The sequence below is a fragment of the Kordiimonas sp. genome, from assembly GCF_048260245.1.
Classification (GTDB): Bacteria; Pseudomonadota; Alphaproteobacteria; order Sphingomonadales; family Kordiimonadaceae; genus Kordiimonas.
On sequence record NZ_JBLXGZ010000010.1, the window covers coordinates 42,243 to 61,028 of the forward strand.

The 18,786-nt window shown below is 55.1% G+C and carries 14 protein-coding genes; 8 read left to right on the plus strand and 6 right to left on the minus strand.

Annotated features, from left to right (window positions below; translation table 11 throughout):
• Positions 1 to 3: 3 nt before the first annotated feature.
• The 5 genes from ACN0VM_RS07385 to ACN0VM_RS07405 form a co-directional block, all read right to left on the minus strand.
• A complete protein-coding gene (locus tag ACN0VM_RS07385) occupies positions 4 to 2,319 on the minus strand; it encodes a TonB-dependent receptor (protein WP_417450223.1) in 2,316 nt (771 codons plus the stop codon).
• Between the two features lie 133 nt (positions 2,320 to 2,452).
• The gene (locus ACN0VM_RS07390) at positions 2,453 to 4,030 is read right to left on the minus strand and encodes a tetratricopeptide repeat-containing sulfotransferase family protein (RefSeq protein WP_417450224.1); all 1,578 of its coding nucleotides are present in this window, start codon (positions 4,028 to 4,030) and stop codon (positions 2,453 to 2,455) included.
• Positions 4,031 to 4,095: 65 nt separating this feature from the next.
• On the minus strand, positions 4,096 to 5,412 hold the full coding sequence (locus ACN0VM_RS07395) for an NAD(P)/FAD-dependent oxidoreductase (protein WP_417450225.1): 1,317 nt from the start codon (positions 5,410 to 5,412) through the stop codon (positions 4,096 to 4,098).
• 15 nt (positions 5,413 to 5,427) lie between these two features.
• Positions 5,428 to 6,771 (minus strand): glutamine synthetase family protein, encoded by a 1,344-nt coding sequence (locus tag ACN0VM_RS07400; protein WP_417450226.1) that lies wholly within the window; start codon positions 6,769 to 6,771, stop codon positions 5,428 to 5,430.
• Positions 6,772 to 6,789: 18 nt separating this feature from the next.
• Positions 6,790 to 8,238 (minus strand): NAD-dependent succinate-semialdehyde dehydrogenase, encoded by a 1,449-nt coding sequence (locus ACN0VM_RS07405; protein WP_417450227.1) that lies wholly within the window; start codon positions 8,236 to 8,238, stop codon positions 6,790 to 6,792.
• Positions 8,239 to 8,591: 353 nt separating this feature from the next.
• Here ACN0VM_RS07405 and ACN0VM_RS07410 point away from each other — a divergent pair, with 353 nt between their 5' ends.
• The 8 genes from ACN0VM_RS07410 to ACN0VM_RS07445 all read left to right on the plus strand — a co-directional run bounded on the left by ACN0VM_RS07410 (position 8,592) and on the right by ACN0VM_RS07445 (position 18,090).
• Positions 8,592 to 9,878 (plus strand): NAD(P)/FAD-dependent oxidoreductase, encoded by a 1,287-nt coding sequence (locus tag ACN0VM_RS07410; RefSeq protein ID WP_417450228.1) that lies wholly within the window; start codon positions 8,592 to 8,594, stop codon positions 9,876 to 9,878.
• A 28-nt stretch (positions 9,879 to 9,906) separates the two neighbouring features.
• On the plus strand, positions 9,907 to 10,809 hold the full coding sequence (locus ACN0VM_RS07415; protein ID WP_417450229.1) for a hypothetical protein: 903 nt from the start codon (positions 9,907 to 9,909) through the stop codon (positions 10,807 to 10,809).
• Position 10,810: 1 nt separating this feature from the next.
• Positions 10,811 to 11,554 carry a gamma-glutamyl-gamma-aminobutyrate hydrolase family protein gene (locus ACN0VM_RS07420; RefSeq protein ID WP_417450230.1) on the plus strand — a complete coding sequence of 248 codons (744 nt, stop codon included), beginning with the start codon at positions 10,811 to 10,813 and terminating at the stop codon, positions 11,552 to 11,554.
• A gap of 56 nt (positions 11,555 to 11,610) precedes the next feature.
• Positions 11,611 to 12,972 (plus strand): glutamine synthetase family protein, encoded by a 1,362-nt coding sequence (locus ACN0VM_RS07425; protein WP_417450231.1) that lies wholly within the window; start codon positions 11,611 to 11,613, stop codon positions 12,970 to 12,972.
• Positions 12,973 to 12,977: 5 nt separating this feature from the next.
• Positions 12,978 to 14,354 (plus strand): aminotransferase, encoded by a 1,377-nt coding sequence (locus ACN0VM_RS07430; protein ID WP_417450232.1) that lies wholly within the window; start codon positions 12,978 to 12,980, stop codon positions 14,352 to 14,354.
• 10 nt (positions 14,355 to 14,364) lie between these two features.
• Complete coding sequence (locus tag ACN0VM_RS07435; protein WP_417450233.1) at positions 14,365 to 15,861, plus strand: aldehyde dehydrogenase; 1,497 nt, start codon at positions 14,365 to 14,367, stop codon at positions 15,859 to 15,861.
• Positions 15,862 to 15,935: 74 nt separating this feature from the next.
• Positions 15,936 to 17,321, plus strand: a complete 1,386-nt coding sequence (locus ACN0VM_RS07440; RefSeq protein ID WP_417450234.1) for a Na+/H+ antiporter NhaC family protein — start codon at positions 15,936 to 15,938, stop codon at positions 17,319 to 17,321.
• A gap of 10 nt (positions 17,322 to 17,331) precedes the next feature.
• Positions 17,332 to 18,090 carry a GntR family transcriptional regulator gene (locus ACN0VM_RS07445; protein WP_417450235.1) on the plus strand — a complete coding sequence of 253 codons (759 nt, stop codon included), beginning with the start codon at positions 17,332 to 17,334 and terminating at the stop codon, positions 18,088 to 18,090.
• A 15-nt stretch (positions 18,091 to 18,105) separates the two neighbouring features.
• Here the strand turns inward: ACN0VM_RS07445 and ACN0VM_RS07450 are convergent, their stop codons facing one another.
• Entirely contained in the window at positions 18,106 to 18,786 is a 681-nt protein-coding gene (locus ACN0VM_RS07450; protein WP_417450236.1) for a M15 family metallopeptidase, read from the minus strand.

Genomic DNA, 18,786 nt, shown 5'->3' on the forward strand with positions numbered 1-18,786 from the left:
TGTTTATTCGCCAAAGCGATAGGAAAGCTTCACACCAACAGTCGTTGGCCGGCTGATGCCAAAACCGTGTGCCGGAAAAGCACCCCCAGCTTCAGACGTACCGTCGAAATAAGCCGCATTGAAAATATTCTCAATGTAAGCCGTCACTTTCCAGTTGTTGAAGCTTTCGTAGCTCAGGCGCGCAGAGACATCACTCCAGCCGTCATTGGCAAAAGCCTCGATATTGCCGAGGCCGCCGTAGGTCTTTGTCTGGGTCCGGAAATCAACGGAAGCGTTCATTTCACCATTACCAACCTCAACATGGTAACTCGCGAGACCAGAGAGAGTGAATTTCGGCGAACCTGGCAGGCGGTTACCCGTGCTGCCCTCTTCCACGCTTTCAGCACCCGAGATTTCATTTTCGTTCCAGGAACCCGCGAAGAAGACATCGATGTTTTTATTCACAATGGCCTGCACGGTGCCTTCAAGGCCCCAGGACTTCACTTTACCGACGTTGGTGATCCGCGTGCCCTTGTCGAAGTAATTAAGCTGCAGGTCCTTATATTGGTAATGATACGCGCTTACATCCATGCGGATGCGGCGGTTAAGCATGTCGCCCTTCACACCGACCTCGTATGACCAGACTGTCTCTGGCTCAAACTGGTTGAGTGTGGCATCTGCCAACGCCAGCAGACCGCCATCGCCAACATCATCATCGTCCGCCTCAACTGCAAAGCTGCCGAAGCCCCCCGCTTTGAAGCCCCGTGTGGCACTGGCATAGATCATCCAGTCATCATTGGGGCGATAGCGGGCAACAAAACGCGGAGTGAAGGCATCCCAGGAGTGTTTTCCTTCAACAAAACCCTCGGTGTACACGCCAAACGCCCAGAATGGCCCAAGCTCACTGGTGACCGGCAGGATATAGTTGCCAAATTCCTTGGTGTCCTTGCTGTACCGCATGCCAGCACCAAACTCGAGCTTGTCGCTAACCGCATAGGTCAGGTCAACATAAGCGCCCCAGCCGTGATACTTGCCGTAGACTTCGTTGGCTTCCAGCAGGCCATCCGGGCTGGCTGTAAACTCACCCCAGCCGTAGTAAGCGAAAACTTCCGAACAGGAATAATAGTAGTATGCCGCGCACATGACATCTTCGTCACCACGCTGGCGGAAGAAGGCATCAATATTTTCCTTGTAGTAAGAAACACCGCCATACCAGCTTAGCGGCCCGTCAGCCTGACTCACGAGCCTGAGCTCCTGCTCAAAATAGTCACCACTCTGGTCCTGAGCATAATCGTTAAAGCCAATATTCAAGCCGTCGAAATCTTCGGCGTAGGAATAATCGTGATCCTTATAGCCGGTCAATGAAGTCAGCGTGGCAAAGCCAAGGTCAAAATTGATTTCCGCGCTCAGCGAAATAATCTCGCCGTTATCGTAGTTGCCGAGCTTGGCGTCGTTATCGACATCGCGGATCGAGCCCCGCGGGCTGATATCACGGCCGATATTTTCTTCAAGAGCAGCAAAAACTTCATCATCCTCAATCGCACGGTAGATGGAACCACTCTGATCGCGGTTCTCATACTCGAACATGAGAGTCGCATCCCAGCTTTCGCCGCGCAGGCCAGCCGTCGCCCGGAAAGCAGACTTGTCATGAGCAACGAGGTTATCGTCGCCGATCTCCGCCGCGTTATCCGAATAGCCGTCTTCCTCACTGTGGTACGCCGCGAGGCGAAGGGCAAAATTGTCATTCATGGGGATGTTGGTCCACGCCTCCGTCTCCAGGATGCCGCGCTCGCCCAAGCCCACTTCAACATAGCCCGAAGCAGAATCGAAATTCGGTTTGGCGGTATAAAGGCTGACCGCCCCACTAATGGCATTCCGGCCAAAAAGAAACCCTTGTGGACCACGGAGGACTTCCGCGCGTTCCATATCAAACATCGAGGTTACAACAACCCCGTTGCGTCCCTGGTACAGGCCGTTTTTGAAGAAACCGACGGAAGGGTCACCGCCAACACCAAAGTCGTTCGTCGAGATACCACGAATATTGATATAGTCGATGAAGCTATCTTTACTGTCACCAGCAAAGCCTGGTGCGAATTTCACCAGATCCTTCACATCATCAATGTTGACGCGCTTGGTGAAATTGGCGTCAAACGCTGTGATGGAAACCGGAACGTCTTGAGTGGACTGCGCGCGTTTCTGCGCTGTCACCACGACTTCCTCAATCGCAAGCGAAGAGTCGCTTGCGTCCTGAGCGAATGTGGCTCCGCCAGACAGCAGGATAGCTGCAAACGATGCGCCTGCCTTGATGGCATGGGCGCGGGTTCGGTAAACAGAGGTCATTTTCGGCTCCTCCCCTTAAGGGTAATATACCCGGCCAGTCACCGGGCTTTTTTTGAGCAACGTCCAGACAAGCCCTGAGGGTTGCTCTCTCATGTTGAACTGAAGGACAGGCTCCACCCCGGTGCCTGCCCACTTATGCGGGTAACTCCAACAAGCCCGCCTCTTCCAGAACCGACTTCATCGGCTCTAAATGCTTTTCAAACTTCTTCCAGCGTCCGACAGAACGGGTGTGCGCCGCCTCGCGTACTTGTGCAGCACTTGCGGTCGTCACGGCGGAAGCCTGTTCATGGAAACTGAGGCAGGCGTCCTGCCACTCAAGCCCGAGAAAATCAATAATTTTTCGCGCGTTAGGCTCAAGGCTCGTAACCGTGTCCTCATAGACCACATCCAGAATACGCTCTCCCAGTACCTCACGCCACTGGTCCATCAAATCGCGGTACCGCACATGATGTCGTGCCATCTCCTGCTGGTCATACGAATGGTAATAGGCATCTGCGAACAATTGCTTGTAACTGGCGAAGCAGCTGTCCATCGGGTCGCGTACAATATGGATGATTTTGGCGTTCGGTAGTGCCGCTGCAATGATAGGCAGGTAGAGATAATTTACTGGCAGCTTGTCGACAAAACGCGGACTGTCACCGCGAACGGCCTTTGTCGTCTCCAGGTACAGTTCGCCAAGTGCAGACATGTTTGCACCCGCCGCCTTGGCAACAATTTCAGCTGTCATGGGGCGCGGGGAACTCATTTCGCTCATGCGTTTTATAGCCATACCAAACTGCTGCAACTCGCCCGCGGATTCTACGTCGCTGTGCGCCGTTACAATCCTTTCAATCAGTGTAGTACCAGTGCGGGGCTGACCCACAATAAAAATGGGAGCAGCATCATCGTGCCCACCTGCCTGCGCGTCAAACCAGCTTTTACTCAAGGTGTTTTTGAGCGTTTCAAACAAGTTCTCTTCCGCCGCTTCATCATGGTCAACCAGCTTACGCCTTGCCTGTGCGCCCGCAGCATAGGCCTTGAACGCCTCATCCCAGTTGCCCAGGTCCTCATGGTCCTTGCCAATTGCATACTGGATGAACGGGGCGTCTGGGTGGCCGTCCGGCATGCGGTCGGCAATTTCTGTCATTGCCTCAATATGATCTGTTTCCTTCGCCGTTCTCAAGCGCCCCAACATCCAATGGACAAGAGCGGCATCCGGCTTTTCAGCCAACACAGCGGCAAGGGCTGCCTTAGCCTCATCCAACCGACCAAGGAAAGTCAGCGCCTTGGCACGACTTAATTCAAAAAAGGCTGTTCTGGCTTTAGCAGCCGCGCGGTCAAACCAGTCAAGCGCCGTAAGCTGATCACCAAGCAAGCTATATACGTTACCAATCACATCCATTACCAGCGGGTCATCCGTGCCGGTTGCAACAGCATTGTGAAGGGCCTTCTCCGCCAGATTATATTGTCCCATGGTCACACAGCAGCGCGCCAGTTGCGCCCATCCTGCCGTATGGGCTTCATCAAGGCTGACAACATTGCGAAAAGCGCGCTTGGCTGTCGCCCAATCACCACTTTCGATCCCGATAAGCCCAACAAGAAAATGGGCTTCCTTGGCCTTTGGAAAATGCTTGAGCACGAGGCTGCAACAACCACCTGCCTCGCGGAAATCGCCCTGCTGCATGGCGCGATAGCCGCGGCGCAAAAAGTCCTGCGCTTGTGCCGTGCTCATTTTGGGGCCACCGCTGCTTGAGCCCGCTGGCGCCCCCGCGCCTGATATATTGCCCATTGTTGCCATTAGCGCCCCAACGCATCCTTCAAGCGGTAATAAGCCATCCCTGCAGCCAGCATAGGCTGACGGAGCATCTGCCCACCGGGAAACGGCGGATGTTTCACCTTGGCCATGATATCAAAACGGCTGGTATCACCCGAAATTGCTTCTGCGATCAACTTTGCAGACATATGCGTCGGCGCCACACCGTGACCGGAATAAGCCTGCGCGTAATACATATTTTCAGCCACCCTGCCCACCTGTGGAATGCGGTTAAGGCCAATTCCCATATAACCACCCCAGGCATAGTCGATACGGGCGTGTTCAAGCTCGGGAAACACCTTGAGCATATTCGGCCTGACAGCGCCTATAATATCACGGGGATGCCGCCCGGAATAGGTGGCAAGGCCCCCAAAAAGCAGGCGCCTGTCTGGTGTAAGCCGGAAATAATCCAGCGCCCAGCGCTGATCGCAGGCAGCAAAGCCTGCTGGCATGATTTTGTGCGCGAGTGCCTCATCGAGAGTTTCCGTTGCCACAATATAACTACCGGCAGGCAACACACGTGATGCCAGTTTGGGTACCAGCTTGCCCAGATAGGCATTGCCAGCCAGTACCACCTTGTTTGCGGTCACACGGCAATGGTCCATATCAACCACGATACTGTCGCCCCGCGCCTCAAGTTTGCTCACCCGCGCATCTTCATATATCTGCGCGCCAAGCCTTTCAGCCGCCCGTGCTTCTCCGCGCACGAGGTTCAGTACATGACAATGTCCCCAGCCCATATTTGTGACACCGCCAACATAACGGTCAGAGCCAACATATGCCTTGACTTCGTCAGCGTTCAGCACCTTTTGCTCTGAAGTGTAGCCTTGCGCTTCAAGTGCAGCCTTGGAATGTTTGAGCTCTTCAAGCTCGCTTTCTTTCATTGCGAGGTCAACGTAGCCCCACCTTAGGTCACAATCGATATTATATTTTTTGACCCAGTCCGCGATGATGTCTACGCATTCAACCCCCATTTTCCAGACAGCCTCTGCGTTTCCGGCACCAAACGACTTTTCAATTTTAGCAAAATCGGACAATTCCTGCCCGTAGCCTCCAATCACCTGACCGCCGTTACGACCCGAGGCACCCCAGCCGATGCGGTTTTGCTCAACAAGTGCGACCTCGACACCGCGCTCTGCAAGGTGAAGCGCAGTTGCCACCCCGGTGAAACCACCGCCAACAACGCAGACATCGACTTTGATATTGCCTTCAAGACGCTTGAAGCCAGACAGGTCATTACAAGTTGCCGTGTAATAGGAATTCGGCAGTCTGTCGTCATGTATGCTGTCTCTAACTCGCATAAAATAGTGCGTCCTCTATATCACCCGTAAATATTGATCATAGTCCCACAGGCTTATTTGGCGGTGAAACTCTTCTTCTTCATCGCGGCGCACCCGTAAATAGAGGTCAACAAAGTCATCGCCCAGATACTCACGCATTACTTTGCTTTTTTCCAGCCGGTCAAGCGCCATACGCCAACGTGGCGGCAGCACATTGTCAAAATCCACACCGTCGAATTCGCCGGATTCCGGGCCTGGGTCGACTTTGTGGGTCAGGCCATAGTGCGCGCCGGCCAAAATGGCCGCGACCACCAGATGCGGACATACGTCGGCACCGCAAACCCTGTGCTCAAACCGGCGATTTTTAGCCCCGGCAAGAGGCAAGCGAACGGACAGTCGCCGATTGTTTTCACCCCAGTTTGGAACCACGGGCGCAAACCAGTCCGGATCAAACCGGCGATAACTGTTGGCATTGGGCGCAAAGATCGCTGTTGCCCCCGGCATGGTTTTGATCAAACCACCAATGGCGTCCTGCAGCCGCTCATCACCGTCATCCAGGCCAAAAACGTTATTGCCGTCTTCATCAAGCAGGCTGACGTGGGCATGCAGGCCGTTCCCCACTTCTTCAAAACGCGGCTTGGCCATGAAGCTGGCAAGAAGACCGTGCTTGAGCGCAACCGACTTGATCACCCGCTTAAGGGCAAGGGCATCGTCACACGCGGCTTCGACGTCGTCAGTGTGCTGGAGGTTTACCTCAAACTGACCATTGCCGTATTCGCAGACCAAGCCAATGATATCGAGTTCCTGCGCGCGGCAGGTTTCCTCAATCTCGCGCATCAACGCCTCAAAGTCATAGAGCACGTCCATATTGTAACAATTGGCGCCGCCCGCCGCAGTCATGCCATTGGGCGGTGACACCGGCACCGGTGGGACCGAGCCTGCCTCAAAGAGGAAAAATTCATACTCCAGCGCCACAACCGGCCTCAGTTTGTCGGCCTCAAAACGCTTCAGCACCCGTTTCAGAACGGTACGCGGGTCCATAAAAAACGATGTGCCGTCGCTGTCCTGCATTGTGACGATAATCTGTGCCGACTTGCGGTCCGACCACGGCATCAGGCGCAGCGACCCTGGCACTGGCATGCATATCCGGTCTGGGTCGCTGCCGTATTCTTCCGAGATTGTCTCAGCGTTAGCACCGTTTGTTGTCAGGAACGGCGTTGTGATCGGAAAAGGTATACCTTTTTTCGCTATCCGCTTGAGCCCGCTTAAAGGCATTTGTTTACCGCGAAAAATGCCGTTCATGTCGGCCATCAGGACCTCGACAACTTCAACATCGGGGTGTTCTTCGAGAAAACTAGATATTTCCTGCTCAACCGACATAAACGATACTCATTTCCCTTAAACCCCTGCCATGCAGAGATATTTCATCTCGATAAAGTCTTCGATACCGTATTTTGAGCCTTCACGGCCAAGGCCGGATTGTTTCACACCGCCGAATGATGCCACTTCCGTCGACAAGATACCGGTGTTGATTCCAACCATGCCGTATTCAAGCTCTTCAGCCACACGCCAGACACGCGCCAGATCACGAGCGTAAAAATAAGACGCCAGACCAAATTCAGTGTCGTTGGCCTGCGCCACTACATCTGCTTCATCAGTGAAGCGGAAAACGGGCGCGACCGGACCAAAAGTCTCTTCGCGTGCAACCTTCATGTCTTTGGTCACGTTGCGCAGCAGCGTCGGCTCAAAGAAACTTCCACCAAGTTCGTGCCGCTGACCGCCGAGCACCAGCTCGGCGCCCTTTGAGAGTGCATCTGCGATATGTTCTTCGACTTTATCAAGTGCTTCGTCATTGATCAGCGGACCTTGAACCACCCCTTCTTCGGCGCCATTACCGACTTTCATCTCAGCCACCCTCGCGGCCAGCTTGTCGACAAAGGCATCATACACACCGTCCTGCACGTAAAGCCGGTTGGCACATACACACGTCTGGCCCGAATTGCGGTATTTGGAGGCCATTGCACCATCCACGGCCGCGTCAAGGTCGGCATCATCGAATACGATGAAGGGTGCATTGCCGCCCAGTTCAAGCGATATTTTTTTGATGTCGTCGGCACATTGGCGCATCAGGATGCGGCCTACTTCTGTCGAGCCGGTGAACGTCAGCTTGCGGACCTTCTGATTGGCGCACAATTCGCCGCCAATATCGCGGGACTTTTTACCCACAACCACGTTGAACACGCCCTTCGGCACGCCGGCCCTATCTGCCAGTTCGGCCAGTGCGAGCGCTGACAGCGGCGTCTCAGCGGCAGGCTTTACGACCATGGTACAGCCGACAGCAAGCGCTGGTGCCACTTTGCGCGTAATCATCGCATTCGGGAAATTCCACGGAGTGATCGCACCGACAACCCCGATAGGCTGCTTGATCACCATAATGCGGCGATCTGTCTGCGGGGTGGGTATTACGTCGCCGTATACGCGCTTGCCTTCTTCCGCAAACCATTCGATAAAGCTGGCGCCGTATGCAATTTCGCCGCGCGATTCTGTCAGTGGCTTGCCCATCTCCGCCGTCAGGATCTGCGCGAGGTCCTCCTGCGCCTCCATGATAAGCCGGAACCACTTCTGCAAAATGGCTGATCGTTCCTTGGCGAGCATCTTGCGCCAGGTTTTGAAGGCCGCTTCTGCGGCTTCAATCGCTGCACGGGTTTCATCCGCTCCCATATCAGGCAAGGTCGCCAGAACATCGCCCGTCGCCGGGTTACGCACCTCAAACGAAGTGTCCGCTGACACCCAGTCGCCATCAATATATGCGTGCGCTTTCAACAGCGCTTTATCATTCAACTTCATGGAACATCCCCTCCTGATCGTGCCGTCATAACAAACGGTAAGTGCTACCTTTCACGACAAATTCATACTACGCTGAAAACAATACGCAAAATTGCCACAAGAGGTAGCCCCGCGATCTATATTAATGTGATCACAATAATTGCATACTGTCAACATGAGGATGGCAACATTTCGCTGGATCAAGCGATTGCGGCGGCGCAGGTTCGCTGTACAAACTGCAAAAATCCAGCCACAACAGCCCCCATCGCAAGCACGAATACGGCTTGACGATGAGTCAATAATGTGATCACTTTATTTAAATTTCGCGGTTACTGCTTGAGCAGTGGCCGATTTGTTCGCAAGGTGTAATTTCGATGCAACAGATTGAACATACAGGCTCCTATTATGCGGCTTCTGCCAATGTGAGCTCGGCACGCCCATCGCTCAGCGGCGACATGGAAACCGATATCTGCATCGTGGGTGCAGGCTATACCGGCATTGTCACAGGACTGACCTTGGCGGAAAAAGGCTATAAGGTTGTCATTCTGGACGCCGCGAAAGTCGGGTGGGGTGCGTCCGGCCGCAATGGTGGGCAGATCATCAACGGCTTCAGCCGTGAAATTGACTATATCGAAGACACTGTGGGCCACGACGGCGCCATGGCGCTGGCGGCGCTTGCCCTCGAGGGTGGCAATGTTATACGCGACCATATAAAACGCCACAACATTCAGTGCGACCTGAAGCAGGGCTCGGTGCTCGCCGCCTATACAGAACGGCAGATGAAGGACATCGCCGACACCATCGCCCTATGGAAACCACTCGGACGAGACGGCATCGACCTTTTGAGCAAATCGGACATTCGCACTCATGTGGGTACCGATAAATATGCTGGCGGCTGGCTTGACCACAATGGCGGCCATATCCACCCGCTCAACCTGGCCCTTGGAGAAGCTGCGGCTGCAGAGGCGGCTGGCGCGACAATATATGAACAGACCCGCGTGACCCGCGTCGAGCACCAGCTCGACAAGCCGGTGGTGCATACCACGAACGGCTCGGTCACGGCGCGTTATGTGGTGCTCGCAGGCAACGCCTACCTCGGCAAAACCGTGAAAGAGCTCTACCCTAAAGTTTTGCCCGCCAGTACGCAGATCATCGTAACAGAGCCGCTTTCAGACGCAATGGCGCAGGACATCCTGCCAACCGACATGTGCGTGGAAGACGCCAACTATGTGCTGGACTACTTCCGCCTGACCGCCGACAACCGGCTTTTGTTCGGCGGCGGCACCGTCTATGGCGGCGAGGATGTGGCCAATGTCGAGAGGGCACTACGGCCAAACATGGAAAAGCTTTTCCCGCAGACTCGTGACCTGAAGGTCGATTACGGCTGGCAGGGCAACATTGCGCTCACATGGTCGCGGCTGCCCCATGTCGGACGGCTTGGCAAATCGACATATTTTGCGCATGGTTACAGCGGACACGGCGTGACAAGCTCGCACATGATGGGGCGTCTTGTCGGCGCCGCAGTTCATGGCGACGCCAGTGTATTTGATGTATTTGCCGGCATGCCGGCGCGCAGCTTCCCTGGAGGGCAGTTGCTAAGCGTGCCACTGAGCACCATGGGCTGCTGGTGGTATTCAATGCGGGACAAGCTCGGCATATAAAGCCTGGCACCCGAACGGGGGAAAATACGTGTCATCGGACCGACGACTTTTGGGACTGAAACCTGAAACATTGTTCCAGGTATTCAAATACAGCATTTACACGCTGATCTTCATCAATTTCGTCTATTTCCTTCATGAGGAATATGTGGCCCTGACGGCGCGGTTCCCGAATGGCATTGGGTTTGAACATGCATTTGATGCCTTCTCTCAGGCCACTGATTCATTTGGCTGGCTCGTCCTTTTGCTCATTTTTGAACTGCAGACCTATGTCATTTCAGACGAGAAGCTGAAAGGCCTGCTCAAATGGAGCCTGAACCTCGCCGCTGGCATTTGTTATATACTGATCCTGCAAGCACTAATGGGCTATATCAACCATATGGAGATCATCTTCGATTTCCAGCCCTACACAGGCAATGCATGTGCTGCAGTCGGAATGGTCCAGAGCGTTGCCCTAGACTTATACGAGTTCCCCGAACTCAGCGCCGAGAATTGCGGCATGTTCATGCAAGGGGCGACATTCTATAATGAGCACCTGAACGCGTTCACCACCGCGCAACTCCTGCCCTATCTCGAAAACCTGGCCCTGACCGACGTAATCAACGCGGGCACTTGGGTATTGATCGTCATTGTGCTGTGGATCGACATCTTCCTGCAATTACGTCGGGAGCTGACCGAAAAACTGTATAAGTGGAACGGCGTCGTTAAGGCCTTGCTCTATATCACGCTGATCGCCTGCTGCAGCTACTGGGCATGGCTTGGCGATCTTATGGGGTTTTGGGACGCGCTTCTTTGGATTGTTGCCTTCTTCTTCATAGAAATGAACCTGTTCAAATGGCACGAAGCCGTACCCGCCGACGAAGATGAAGAAGAATACGCCCGTGATGCTGCCGTTGAACGTGCAGAAGCTGAAGCCAAACAAGGTAAAAGGTAAAATGAAACCAGTTGTAGCTATTGTTTGTGATACCGCCCTGCACGGCCCTCACCGCTATCATCAGGTGGGGGACAAATACGTGCAAGCGCTGGTGCGCTGTGCCGATGTTACACCGGTGCTGTTTCCTGCGCTTGAGAAACCCATTGCCACGGAAGCTATTCTTGGGCTCGCGGACGGTATCCTTTTTACCGGTGGATACAGCAATATCCAGCGCCATCATTATGGTGAGGCCCCGGCCCCGGAAAGCGAAAACGAAGACCCTCATAGAGACAAAAATACCTTGCCTCTCGTGCGTGCCGTACTTGATGCTGGCATACCCATGTTTGGCATCTGCCGTGGGCTGCAGGAACTGAACGTATCGCTTGGCGGGACACTATACCCGCGGGTTCATGAGATTGAAGGCCGCATGGATCACCGCGAAGACAAGAATGACCCGGTAGAGGTTCAATATGGCCCCGCGCATCGTGTGGCCGTCACTCCCGGTGGCGTTCTGGCTGACATCCTTGGCGGCGCAGACTTCATGGTCAACACGGTGCACGGCCAGGCAATCCGCGACCTCGCGCCTGGACTAAAAGTTGAGGCAATGGCACCGGACACAACAATAGAAGCCGTTTCGGTTGAAGACGCGAAAAACTTCGCTCTCGCTGTTCAATGGCACCCAGAGTGGAAAGCGTGGGAAAATAAGCAGTCCACCAAACTATTTCGCGCGTTTGGCGACGCCGTGCGCGCATCACAACGGGCATAATGCCCCACATTTGAGAAGAAGGACAGAGCCCCGCAATGGGCCTGGATTGGTGATCCATGTATGATGCAAAGCGCATCGAAGAACTGGACAATTGGCTAAAGGCCGAAAATATCGATGATATCGAGTGCATGGTTGCGGACAACGCGGGCATTGCCCGCGGCAAGTCCATGCCGCGCACCAAATTTATCGACGGCCTTAAAACACGTGGTCTGCGCCTGCCGGAAACTGTGTTCGGCATGACCATAACGGGGGACTATGCCCTCAATGACTATCTGTCAGAAACCGAGCGTGATGTCGTGCTGCTGCCCGATCTTGACACAGTGTGCATGACCCCCTGGCAACCCGAACCAACCGCGGCTGTCATCTGCGATGCCGAACTTGACAATGGTGACCCGGTGGCGTTTTCACCACGACAGGTCCTCAAGCGCGTGCTGAAGCTTTACGAAGACGAAGGCTGGCAGCCCATTGTGGCACCAGAGTTCGAGTTTTACTTGATCGACCGACAAGAAGATGTTGAATCTTCACCAATTTCACCGGTTGGCATGTCAGGGCGACGGGACAGCGGTTCCGCGCCATATTCCATCGACAGCCTCGATGAATTTGCACCTTACTTTGACGATATTTATGACGCCTGTGAGGCCCAGCGCATCAATGTTGATGAACTTATCCACGAAGCAGGGCCCGCGCAGTTCGAGTTTAACGTGGTACATGGCCCCGCGCTCAATGTGGCGGATCAGTCATTCCTCTTTAAGCGCATCCTCAGGCAAATTGCCATCCGGCACAAAATGTTCGCCACCTTCATGGCAAGCCCCTACCCGGATACTTATGGCAGCGCCATGCACATTCACCAGTCGGTGGTTGACCTTGAGACCGGTAAAAACATTTTTGCCAACGAGGATGGCAGCCACTCAAAACTGTTCCTGTCGCACATTGCCGGCCTACAAAACTACATGCATGAAGCCATGCCAATGATTGCACCCTTTGTGAATAGCTACCGCCGCTTTTCGCTAGCGTGGTCAGCGCCAACAAACACGCACTGGAGCCGGGAGAACCGGTCTGTAGGCTTGCGGGTACCGGGTGGGTCCAAGGAATCCCGCCGGATAGAGAACCGCATCGCCGGTTCTGACGTGAACCCGTATTTTGCTATCGCAGCATCGCTGGCGTGCGGCTACCTCGGCATGAAGGGCAAACTTGAACCCGCACCAGAATTCCGTGGCTCGGCTTATGAGGCACGCGGTCGTTCACTGCCAAGCCACTTCCTCGAAGGCCTCAAGAACATGAGGCAAAGTGATGCGCTTAAGGAGATTCTCGGCGAAGCTTTTGTCGAAACATATCTCGACGCCAAAGCCATGGAATATGACAGCTACTCTTCGGTGCTAAGTCCATGGGAAACCAAATATCTCCTACTCACGGTGTAAGAAACATGAACCAAGTATCGAACCAGACGAAATTCTGGCAAAGTCAGGATGCAGACCACCATCTGCATCCTTTCACCACTCACCCTGAGCTGCGCGACCGCGGCGTGCGCATGATCACCAGCGCCAAAGGCGTGTATCTGACCGATTCCGAGGGCCATAAAATTCTTGATGGCATGGCTGGCCTGTGGTGCACACAGGTGGGTTACGGCAATGAAGAGATCGTGGAAGCTGCGACCAAAGCAATGCGGGAGCTATCCTACTACAATCTCTTTTTCATGACCTCAAACCCTTATGCGACCGAGCTCGCCGCAAAGGTCGCTGAGAAGACACCAGAAGGCATCTCACAGGTGCTGTTTGCCTGCTCGGGCTCTGAAGCCGTGGACAGCGCATACAAGCTGATCAAATATTACTGGAATCTGAAAGGCCAGCCCGGGCGTAAACAGTTCATCGCACGTGAACGGGCCTACCATGGGTCAACAACGATCGCAGCGTCGCTTTCGGGCCTCACCGGCATGCACCCTCAGTTTGACCTGCCAGTACCGGGGATTCACCACATTGGCCCAACACCCCATCACTACAAGTTTGGTGGCGACCTGACAGAAGAAGAATTTACAGATCAGTGTGTTCAGGCGCTTGAAGACAAAATCTTGGAACTGGGACCGGAAAATGTTGCTGCTTTTGTCGGCGAACCCGTTATGGGGGCTGGCGGCATGATGCCGCCACCTGTGGGCTATTGGCCGCGTATTGAGGCTGTCTGCCGCAAGTATGGCGTGCTGCTGTGGGCAGATGAAGTGATCACTGGCTGGGGCCGGACCGGCGAATGGTTCGGCAGTCAGCACTTTGGCATCACTCCCGATGTGATAACGATGGCTAAAGGCATGACCTCCGGCTACCAACCGCTCTCTGCCGTGGCGCTCGGTGGCGACATTGCCGAAACCATTGCGTCGGGTGATGAAGAAATGGTGCATGGTTTTACCTATTCCGGCCACCCGGTTGCCTGTGCTGTCGCACTCAAGAACATTGAAATTCTGGAACGTGACGGCCTTGTGGGTGAAGCAGCCAAGCCACGCATAGAGTATTTTCAAAAGCAACTCGCAACACTGGCCGACCACCCGCTTGTGGGTGAGGTGCGTTCCATCGGCCTTTTAGGCGGCATTGAACTGGTTGACGACAAGGCCAGTAAACAGCCGTTCGACCCTGCCCTTGATGTGGGCTTCAAATGCCGCGAACACAGCTTCAACAATGGCCTTATCATGCGGGCTGTGGGCGACGCGATGATCCTGTGCCCACCGCTGGTCATTTCGAATACCGAGATTGATGAACTGGTGGAAAAGGCGAGGAACGCCCTCGACCTCACCGCCAAACAGCTTGGTCGTATGTAAGGAGTGTATCATGACGGATAAAAACCACGCCTACTGGCAGGCACAGGCCGAGGCCGCGACCATCCACACCAAGGCTTTTATTGACGGTGCATGGGTGAACGCAGCCTCGGGGGAGACCTTTGAAACCATCAACCCGGCGACGGGTACCGTCATTGCCCATGTCGCGAGCTGCGACAAGGCTGATGTCGACACAGCCGTGGCCTCTGCCCGCCGTGCCTTCCGCGCCAGCGGCTGGGCGGACCTGCACCCCACCAAACGCGGCAAGCTGATGATTGCCTTTGCGGATAAAGTGGCCGAGCATGCAGACGAGCTTGCCGTGCTCGAGGTGATGGATATGGGCAAGCCTGTTGGCGACGCCACATCAGTTGACATTCCGGCGGTAATCAACAGCCTGCGCTGGTACGGCGAAGCCGCTGACAAGGTGATGGATGAGATTGCCCCCACTGACGCAAGTTCGCTTGCCATGGTCACGCGGGAGCCTATCGGCGTTGTCGCCGCTGTCGTGCCATGGAATTTTCCGCTACTGATGGCGGCATGGAAACTGGGCCCGGCGCTTGCGGCAGGCAACTGTGTTGTGCTCAAGCCCGCTGAACAATCGCCCCTTTCCGCATTGCGCCTGGCAGAACTGGCGTATGAGGCTGGTATTCCCAAAGGTGTCTTCAACGTTGTACCCGGCCTTGGACACACTGCGGGCAAGGCCCTTGGCCTGCATATGGACGTTGATGGCCTCGCCTTCACCGGGTCCACGCAGGTTGGCAAATATTTCATGGAATATTCCGGCCAGTCGAACCTCAAGCGTATCGCGCTTGAATGTGGCGGCAAAAGCCCGCACATTATTATGGATGACTGCCCGGACCTTGATGCTGCGGCACAAGCCGCTGCGGGTGCCATCTTCTTCAACCAAGGCGAAGTCTGTACCGCAGGGTCACGCCTTCTGGTGGACAAGAAGATCAAGGACAAATTCATCGCCAAACTTCTGAATGCGGCCAAAGACTGGATGCCCGGCGACCCGCTTGACCCCAAAACCAACCTTGGCGCGATTGTCGACAAGGAACAACACAGCCGCATCATGAAGTTCATTGAGACGGCCAAGGCAGAGGGCGGCAAGCTTGAGGCTGGAGGCGGTGTAGCCCGTGCAGAATCAGGCGGTTATTTCATCGAGCCAACAATTTTTAATGGCATCACGCCCAATATGACGATCGCGCGCGAGGAAATATTCGGGCCTGTTCTCGCCATTCTTGAGTTTGACGGTGAAGACGAAGCGATCGAGATCGCCAACAACACCATCTATGGCCTCGCAGGAGCAGTCTGGAGCAAGGATATAAGCCAGGCACACCGCATGGCTCGCGCCATTCAGGCCGGCACCGTGTGGGTAAACTGCTGGGACCCTACCGGAGACCTGTCGATCCCGTTCGGTGGTTACAAGCAAAGTGGCTTCGGGCGGGATAAGTCGCTCCACGCGCTCGATAAATATACCAACTTGAAAACGACGTGGGTTCAGCTATAGCAAATTGAAGGGCGCGGAGATAAGACCGCGCCCTTTATTGGTTTCTGGGTATCGAAATTTGGGGAGACTCTATCATGCAGGCGACAGACGCCATTGGTACCACCCTGAGCCATAGCGGCGCGATTTCGCTCGTACCGACGCTGCTCGTCCTGATTATCGCTATCTGGATCAAACGGCCCATTGAAGCCCTGCTCGCGGGTGCCATCGCGGGTATCATCATGCTCAATGGTACAGCGTCGGTTGGGGCCTTTGCAGATATCGCCCTGCGCACGCTTCAGGATGATGACCTGGCGTGGATCATTCTTGTCTGTGGCGGTATGGGCAGCCTGATCGGTCTTTTCATCCGCACCGGCAGCCTGCACGCCTTCATGGACAAGGTCACAGGACGTGTTACCACCCGCTTCGGCGCCCTGATGGCCACCTGGCTGATGGGTGTGGCCCTGTTTGTTGACGACTACCTCAATTCCATCACCGTCGGCGCCGCTATGCGCCGCATTACCGACAAGTTCAAGATATCGCGCGAAATGCTGGCCTATGTCATTGACAGCACGGCGGCCCCCATCAGCGTTATCATTCCCATCTCCACGTGGGCGGTGTTTTTTGGCACCATCCTAGTGGATGTAGGCATGGCAGAAGAAGGCCAAGGCGTTATGGCCTATATCAGCGGCATTCCCTATATGCTCTACCCCTGGATCGCGGTGATCATGGTGCCGCTGGTTGCGGCCGGTAAAATCCCGCTCTTTGGCCCGATGAAAGCAGCAGAGGCACGCGCGGCGGCTGGCCACTGCATCCCGCCGGGCGCAGAGCATATCCACAAGGCGCATCTCGCACTTCAGGAACGATCCGGTGTTGAGAAGAAGATCTCGCTGTTCCTGCTGCCCATGCTGGCGCTTGTCGCCCTGACGATTTATTTTGATCTTGAATTCCTGCGCGCCACCATTGCGACGCTCGCCCTCACCGTCTTTGCCGTATTGTCACTGCGCATCCTCGATCTTCACGATACCTTTGATACCGTCATTGAAGGTTTCAAGACAATGATCGAGCCGCTTGCGATCATTTTTGCCGCCTATATGCTAAAGGATGTCAACGGGTCACTGGGGCTGACATCTTATATCCTTGAGCTCACACAACCGTTTATGACGGCGCAAACCCTTCCCTTTATCGTATTCGGCGTGATGGGGCTGATTGCCTTTGCTACCGGATCGAGTTGGGGCATGTTTGTCATCGCGCTGCCGATCATTGCCGAACTGGCGATCGCAACAGATGCCAACATACCGCTCATCATTGGTGCAACACTCTCCGCCAGCACGTTCGGCAGCCACGCTTGCCTGTATGCCGACGCCACCGTGCTCACAGCACAAAGTTGCGGCTGTACATCCATCCAGCATGCGCTGACTCAATTACCTTTTGCGATACTCGCGGCGCTAATATCCTTGCTTGGCTTTGCCATCCTTGCGTAAGAAGGGGAGTATGAACAAAAGCGATATTAATTTTGACAAGCTCGCCCGCGAGAATGGTGAGACGGCGCAGGAATGGGTTTACCGCGCACTCCGCTTTGCCGTGATGTCCGGACAGGTGCAGCCCGGCCGCGCACTGACCATCCGCGGTATTGCAGAGATGCTGAACGTCTCGGCCATGCCGGTGCGCGAGGCCCTCAGGCGCCTGACGTCGGAAGGCGCGCTTGAGCTCAAATCAAACCGCCGTATTATGGTGCCAGACCTCTCCCCCGCCGGGCTGGCAGAACTGCTTGAGCTGCGTATCCTGCTGGAGGTACACGCCGCAGAACGCGCCCTGCCCTATGTCACCGAAGAGCGGCTGGCCGAATTGCACACGCTGAATGAGCGACAGAACAAAGCGTTTGAGGACCCCGAGCCACAAGGCATTATCATCGGCAACCAGGCCTTCCACCGGGCACTTTATATGGCCCATCCACACGCTGTCACGCTGCCCATGATCGAGCGGATATGGCTTCAACTTGGTCCCCTGCACCGGCTGGCGCTTGCCAACCTTGAGACCCATTACGTCACCGACAGGCACGTAGAGATCATGCAGGCGATCGAGACACGCAACCCCTTTGGCCTCAGGGCCGCTATTGAAGCCGATATCCGCGACGGCGCTGGTTACATGACCCAGACCGAACTGCTGGAGCGTTATACTCGTGCCGAAGCCGAGAACCTGCGAATGCCGGGCAAGGACTATATGAAACGCCTCGTCAAGGACACTAAGTAACCAGCACCTTGTTCTTCACTCCACTGGAAAATTGAAATAAGTGTCCGGGTACGGCTCATCCACAAGGGTGAAATGCCACCACTCGGCTTCGTAGGGCTTGAAACCATGGTTCACCATCAGCGTGCGCAGCAGCGCGCGGTTTGCCCTCTGCTGCATATTCACGTCAAGCGATAGCGCGTGGGAGATGGGGCCAAAGAAGTCCCACGGGCTGCCCATATCCAGCTCAAGCACGCTGCCGTCTTCAGCTATGGCGGCAATCGTCAGATCAATCGTCGAACCACGGCTGTGACCGGACCTCTCGGCAATATAGCCCTCAGGCACCAGCCTGTCTTTGTCGATGTCAGGATAATACCGCTGCTTGCCCAGGGTATCATCGCGGTCTTTGATCCAGTCCATAAAGTCATCAACGGCGCGCTGGGGCCGGTAAGCATCGAAAACCTTAAGGGTGAGGCCACAGTCCGACAGGCGTTTCTGGATCAGTTTTAACCTGTCGGCCGCCGCGCGGCTCATGAACGCCTTGTTGGTATGATAACCCTTGACCGGGCGGGCCATGAAGTTTTCATGCCCGGCATAGCGCGCCTCAATCACAATGCCGGGGATATAATCCCCAAGGTCGACAAAGCCCTCGTGCACCGGCGCCGCAGACACCGCATGACCGATAAGCACAGATATTAGCCCCATAAACAATCGCCGCAT

What these genes read in the sequence shown, in the direction of transcription:
- ACN0VM_RS07385 (WP_417450223.1), bottom strand. Translation starts at nt 2,319, where the DNA reads ATGACCTCTGTTTACCGAACCCGCGCCCATGCCATCAAGGCAGGCGCA.
- ACN0VM_RS07390 (WP_417450224.1), bottom strand. Translation starts at nt 4,030, where the DNA reads ATGAGCACGGCACAAGCGCAGGACTTTTTGCGCCGCGGCTATCGCGCC.
- ACN0VM_RS07395 (WP_417450225.1), bottom strand. Translation starts at nt 5,412, where the DNA reads ATGCGAGTTAGAGACAGCATACATGACGACAGACTGCCGAATTCCTAT.
- ACN0VM_RS07400 (WP_417450226.1), bottom strand. Translation starts at nt 6,771, where the DNA reads ATGTCGGTTGAGCAGGAAATATCTAGTTTTCTCGAAGAACACCCCGAT.
- ACN0VM_RS07405 (WP_417450227.1), bottom strand. Translation starts at nt 8,238, where the DNA reads ATGAAGTTGAATGATAAAGCGCTGTTGAAAGCGCACGCATATATTGAT.
- ACN0VM_RS07410 (WP_417450228.1), top strand. Translation starts at nt 8,592, where the DNA reads ATGCAACAGATTGAACATACAGGCTCCTATTATGCGGCTTCTGCCAAT.
- ACN0VM_RS07420 (WP_417450230.1), top strand. Translation starts at nt 10,811, where the DNA reads ATGAAACCAGTTGTAGCTATTGTTTGTGATACCGCCCTGCACGGCCCT.
- ACN0VM_RS07425 (WP_417450231.1), top strand. Translation starts at nt 11,611, where the DNA reads ATGTATGATGCAAAGCGCATCGAAGAACTGGACAATTGGCTAAAGGCC.
- ACN0VM_RS07430 (WP_417450232.1), top strand. Translation starts at nt 12,978, where the DNA reads ATGAACCAAGTATCGAACCAGACGAAATTCTGGCAAAGTCAGGATGCA.
- ACN0VM_RS07435 (WP_417450233.1), top strand. Translation starts at nt 14,365, where the DNA reads ATGACGGATAAAAACCACGCCTACTGGCAGGCACAGGCCGAGGCCGCG.
- ACN0VM_RS07440 (WP_417450234.1), top strand. Translation starts at nt 15,936, where the DNA reads ATGCAGGCGACAGACGCCATTGGTACCACCCTGAGCCATAGCGGCGCG.
- ACN0VM_RS07445 (WP_417450235.1), top strand. Translation starts at nt 17,332, where the DNA reads ATGAACAAAAGCGATATTAATTTTGACAAGCTCGCCCGCGAGAATGGT.
- ACN0VM_RS07450 (WP_417450236.1), bottom strand. Translation starts at nt 18,786, where the DNA reads ATGCGGCGATTGTTTATGGGGCTAATATCTGTGCTTATCGGTCATGCG.